We start from the raw sequence: 4,255 nt of genomic DNA, 5'->3' as shown, positions 1-4,255 counted from the left end.
AGCAGGGGCTGGTGTGGGTCTGCTCTTAGGGGTGTTCGGCCTCCTACCCGCCCTTCCCTTTGGCGGTCCATTGCTTGGGGCCTTGTTTGGCCCCTGGCTTGGGGCCTTGGTGGTGGAAACCTGGGTTAAAAAAAAGCCACCCTTGAATCTTGGGTGGCTTCAAGCATTACGCCAAGGAGCAGTTGTGGGGTTAGCGGTGGTTGCCGGACTGCTTGTGAGTCGTCTGGCTCAGCTGGTCTTGGCACTGCTCGGCGTCGTGGCCTTTATCGGACTCAGTTCTCACTAAGAAAACCGGTTTGATCTTCTGTGCCAAACAGTTGGCGGTAGGCCGCTGTTGAGATGCAGATCACCAAGGGGCTAGCAACCAGAAGGCCAACTCCGTTGAGCAGGAGTCCAATGCCCAGGATCACAACTTCCACGATCAGGAGCAGGAGCATCCACCACCAGCTGGGATCAACGACGGCTCTTCCTCGCTGAATTTTTTGAAGAGGATTGCCCTCTTCCGCGATCGCAATGAAGGGGAGGAACTTTTGATTCACCCCCAGATAAAGAAACACGATGCCGGCCACCAGGCCAGGAATCACAGCCAAAGCCTGATTGATCTGAAAAAGGCCCGTGCCGATGGCAATGGCGATGAACAAAATGATCGCCAGAACAATGGCTAGCACTAACTGGTTGATGAACAGGCGCCCTGCTGCTTGACCATCCCAGCGCGTGAGGTCTCCAAACGACGGCTTATGGCCATTAAGGGCCTTCCATGCTCCGCGAATCAGGCCTGTGACCGCCCACAGGCTGATCACGGTGCTGCCAATCACGGAGACAATCATCAGCAGGGCGGTGACTGGATCAAACCCTGATCCTGCTGAAGATCTCATGGCGGCTCCATGGCTTATCACCTGAAAGATCAGCCCCAGCGCGCCCGATAAAAGTGTGAACAGCACAAATGGCAATGGCGCTTTGGTGAAGCCTGACCAGCCATCTTCAATCGCTTGCAGGACGTGGAGCCTGCTGCTCTCCATGGTGTCGCTCATTGCCAGATGTTGATTGAAAGACTTGGCCGGAAAGTAGCGACGCGCACTAAAAATTTCACGCTTTATGACGTAATTGGTGTACGACCCTGTTGATGGCCTGAATGGCCCGGTCGATGTCGCCGTCCGAGGTGCTGCGCCCCAGGCTGAGCCTCAGCGACGCTTCTGCTTCTTGGCGGCTTCGACCTAAGGCCATCAGCACATGGGAAGGTTCGCCGCGACTGCAGGCCGAACCACTGCTACAGGCCACTTGGGATCGCAGCGCTCGATGCAGCTTGCTTCCCGAGACGCCTGGAATGGTGATGTTGAGATTGTGCGGTAGTCGCGCCGTGGCATGTCCGTTGAGCAGTAGCGATGGCTGCCCTTGTTTCAGGCCCTCCCAAAGCCGATTGCGTAAACGTTCGATGCGTCGACGACGGCTAGCGAGATCGCTTCTTGCTAACTCTGCCGCTTTGGCAAATCCGATGATGAGCGGCACCGGCAAGGTGCCAGGTCTCAACCCCCGCTCTTGCCCCCCTCCCCATTGCAGCGGCTCAACCGTTAAGCCTGGGTTGCAGATCAGAGCGCCAATCCCTTTTGGCCCGTTCAGTTTGTGGGCGCTCAGGCTGAGAAAATCAGCGCCAAGTCCTTTGCTATCGAAGGGGATGTGGCCGAAGGCTTGAGCGACATCGCTGTGCAGAGTCACACCCCGATCTCTGCAAATGGCCGCGACTTCAGGGAGTGGCTGGATGACGCCGATTTCGTTATTGGCCAGCATCACACTCACCAATTGGGTGTCTTCAGTGATGGCTGCCTCAAGCTTTTTGGGGTCGAGGAGACCATCCGGCTCTGGTGAGAGAAGGGTGATGCGAAAGCCTTCGCGCTGAAGCTGCCGCAGGGGGTCGAGAACAGCATGATGTTCGCTGACCATGCTGATCAGATGCCCTGGTTGTCCCCTCTCGCGAGCGATCGCGCGTGCATGTCCGAGCAGAGCAATGTTGTTGGCCTCTGTGGCCCCGCTGGTGAAGATCAGCTGTTCAGCTGAGCAGCTCAGGCAATCGCTTATTTGTTCTCTGGCCATCTGCACGGCGGCGGCGGCCGTCAGTCCGAGCCGATGTTGCCGGCTAGAAGGATTTCCCCACTGTTCACTCCACCAGGGCTCCATGGCCGTCACGACATCCTCGTGACACGGCGTTGTGGCTTGATGGTCGAGGGCAATCGGTGCCGATGGAGTCAAGACGGCTTCGGGGCTTGGCAGCATGGTGTGAGTCTGTCGTCCTAACTGATGCGTGCGGCTTATTGGATGACCAGCTTGAGTTTGCTCGCGATCGGTGTTTTGCAGCCCGGCTTGGCAGAGCCATCTCTGCGTGAGAAGGTCCTTGAACAGATGCGGGCGTCGCGGCCTGCCGACTTGGTCGTGCTCGAGACGCGTGAGCTTGGTGGCACGTCCATTCTCGGAATTTTTGCCATCCAGGTGGATTCGGCTGATCCTGATTTAAGGCGATACAAGCTTTGGCGGGAATCGCCTGAGAATCTGATCATCCCAACGGAATCGGTGAGTTGCAGTCGGACTGATCCCATGCGTGTCACACGCGATCAGAGTGCGATTTATCTTCAGCGGCTCAACCCCGGTGGTTTGGTCACCTCGGCGAACCGGGAAAACCATCTGGTGTGGTGGGCTGCCTGTGAGCCAGAGCTTGCTGGTGACGATCCCTCTGCCTTGACAGAGAAGGCCAAGGCTTTGGGTTTCTCCACGTTGCACAAGGAATCCCAAGAGATTTTGCGGTTGCCAAGCCAATAGCGCCTCTAGATTTCGCGTAGATGCGTCAGGTCCATGACGGAGACTCCTAGCGAGGTTCTGACACCACGGTTGCTGCTCGTTGATGACGAGCCTGGTTTGCGTACTGCCGTTCAGGCTTACTTAGAGGACGAAGGGTTTGATGTCACGACGGCCGAGGACGGAGAAGAAGGATTCAGCAAAGCTCAGCAAATGCTGCCCGATGTTGTCATCAGCGACGTGATGATGCCTCGCCTGGATGGCTATGGCTTGCTTCGCAAGCTTCGCGAGGACGAGCGTTTGGGCGGAACGCCAGTGATTTTTCTCACGGCTAAAGGGATGACAGCGGATCGCACTCAGGGCTATCTCGCGGGCGTGGATGACTACATCCCCAAACCATTTGACCCTGATGAACTCGTCGCCAGGGTCCGAAATGTTGCTCTGCGGCAGCAGCGTTTGTTGCAGGAGGCAGCTCGGTTCGCTGACACTGATATGGGTCAGATGGCCAAGCAGATCACAGAGATCCGCTCGCTTCTTGCGCAGGCCGATGCCCTACCCAATCAGGACCCGGTCCAACACAATTTCACGCCAAGGGAGGCAAGTGTGTTGCAGCTTGTGGCTGAGGGTCTGATGAATAAGGAGATCGCGCGGCAGCTCGAGACCTCCATTCGCAATGTGGAGAAGTACGTGAGTCGGCTTTTCATCAAAACGGAAACCTCTAGCCGCACGGAGCTCGTGCGTTATGCCCTCCAACATCACCTTGTGACCTAATGGCTGAGCCGGCGGGATGGCGGCCGGCGGCGTTGAACAACGGCTGGACGTACTGCGATCGGGTTCGGCCAGGGGAACAGTCCACCCGATTGAGCGCTGTGCTGGCGCTGCGCCATCGCCACTCCTCTGTGGCGACGTGGCAGCTGCGCTTGGCCAGCGGGGAAATCACCCTGAATGGTCTGGCTTGTTCCGATGACGTTGAGGTCAAGGCTGGCGATTGGATTCGTTGGGCGCGTCCGCCCTGGGTGGAGGCTGCGGTTCCTGACCAATGGGAGGTCATTCACGATGACGGGGATGTGCTGGTCGTGAATAAGCCCTCAGGATTGCCGGTGATGCCAGGTGGCGGCTTCCTTGTGCACACGCTGACGTCATTGTTGGAGCGGAGCAGCCGCGCTGTTGGAGAGATCTCGGTGCCAAAGCCGATTCATCGGCTCGGACGGTTCACGTCTGGCCTTCAGGTTTGCGCCCGTCGGCCCGAAACCCGGGCTGCGTTGTCGAAGCAATTTCGGCCTGGGGGTGTTTGTCGAAAAACGTACCTGGCTCTAACGCATCCTTGGGAGGGTCTCCAACTAGGTCAGACGCTTGTGATCCAAACCGATGTGGTGGAGAGGCAACATCCTTTGCTCGGTTGGATTTGGGGGCCAGAGCCATCGACTCCGGAGCCATTGCGTAAGCGCCTATCGGCTCACTCTGAAGTGCA

At 57.7% G+C, this 4,255-nt stretch carries 6 protein-coding genes; 4 read left to right on the top strand and 2 right to left on the bottom strand.

What is annotated here, in order from left to right; translation table 11 throughout:
• Positions 1 to 286 (top strand): DUF456 family protein (locus NCN04_RS08625; RefSeq protein ID WP_250395819.1); only part of this gene is annotated, 286 nt, incomplete at its 5' end.
• Here NCN04_RS08625 and NCN04_RS08620 read toward each other — a convergent pair.
• Positions 273 to 1,019, bottom strand: a complete 747-nt coding sequence (locus NCN04_RS08620) for a hypothetical protein (protein ID WP_250395818.1) — start codon at positions 1,017 to 1,019, stop codon at positions 273 to 275. The two genes, NCN04_RS08625 and NCN04_RS08620, sit on opposite strands and share 14 nt — an antisense overlap.
• Positions 1,020 to 1,086: 67 nt before the next feature.
• Positions 1,087 to 2,268, bottom strand: coding sequence for a cysteine desulfurase family protein (locus NCN04_RS08615; protein ID WP_250395817.1), 1,182 nt, complete (start codon positions 2,266 to 2,268; stop codon positions 1,087 to 1,089).
• A 42-nt stretch (positions 2,269 to 2,310) separates the two neighbouring features.
• On the opposite strand from NCN04_RS08615, the gene NCN04_RS08610 reads away from it, so the two are divergent.
• From NCN04_RS08610 to NCN04_RS08600, 3 genes are all read left to right on the top strand, one after another.
• Positions 2,311 to 2,808, top strand: coding sequence for a hypothetical protein (locus NCN04_RS08610; protein ID WP_245407154.1), 498 nt, complete (start codon positions 2,311 to 2,313; stop codon positions 2,806 to 2,808).
• A 33-nt stretch (positions 2,809 to 2,841) separates the two neighbouring features.
• A complete protein-coding gene (locus NCN04_RS08605) occupies positions 2,842 to 3,555 on the top strand; it encodes a response regulator transcription factor (protein WP_048347386.1) in 714 nt (237 codons plus the stop codon).
• On the top strand, positions 3,555 to 4,255 hold a 701-nt coding region (locus NCN04_RS08600; RefSeq protein WP_250395816.1), incomplete at its 3' end, for a pseudouridine synthase. The genes NCN04_RS08605 and NCN04_RS08600, both read left to right, overlap by 1 nt.

This window comes from Synechococcus sp. MU1655, from assembly GCF_023630655.1.
Taxonomy (GTDB): domain Bacteria; phylum Cyanobacteriota; class Cyanobacteriia; order PCC-6307; family Cyanobiaceae; genus Synechococcus_C.
This window is presented reverse-complemented; position numbering and strand designations above follow the sequence as displayed.

Coding starts and splice junctions, on each gene's coding strand:
- NCN04_RS08620 (WP_250395818.1), bottom strand. CDS start 1,019: ATGGAGAGCAGCAGGCTCCACGTCCTGCAAGCGATTGAAGATGGCTGG.
- NCN04_RS08610 (WP_245407154.1), top strand. CDS start 2,311: ATGACCAGCTTGAGTTTGCTCGCGATCGGTGTTTTGCAGCCCGGCTTG.
- NCN04_RS08615 (WP_250395817.1), bottom strand. CDS start 2,268: ATGCTGCCAAGCCCCGAAGCCGTCTTGACTCCATCGGCACCGATTGCC.
- NCN04_RS08605 (WP_048347386.1), top strand. CDS start 2,842: ATGACGGAGACTCCTAGCGAGGTTCTGACACCACGGTTGCTGCTCGTT.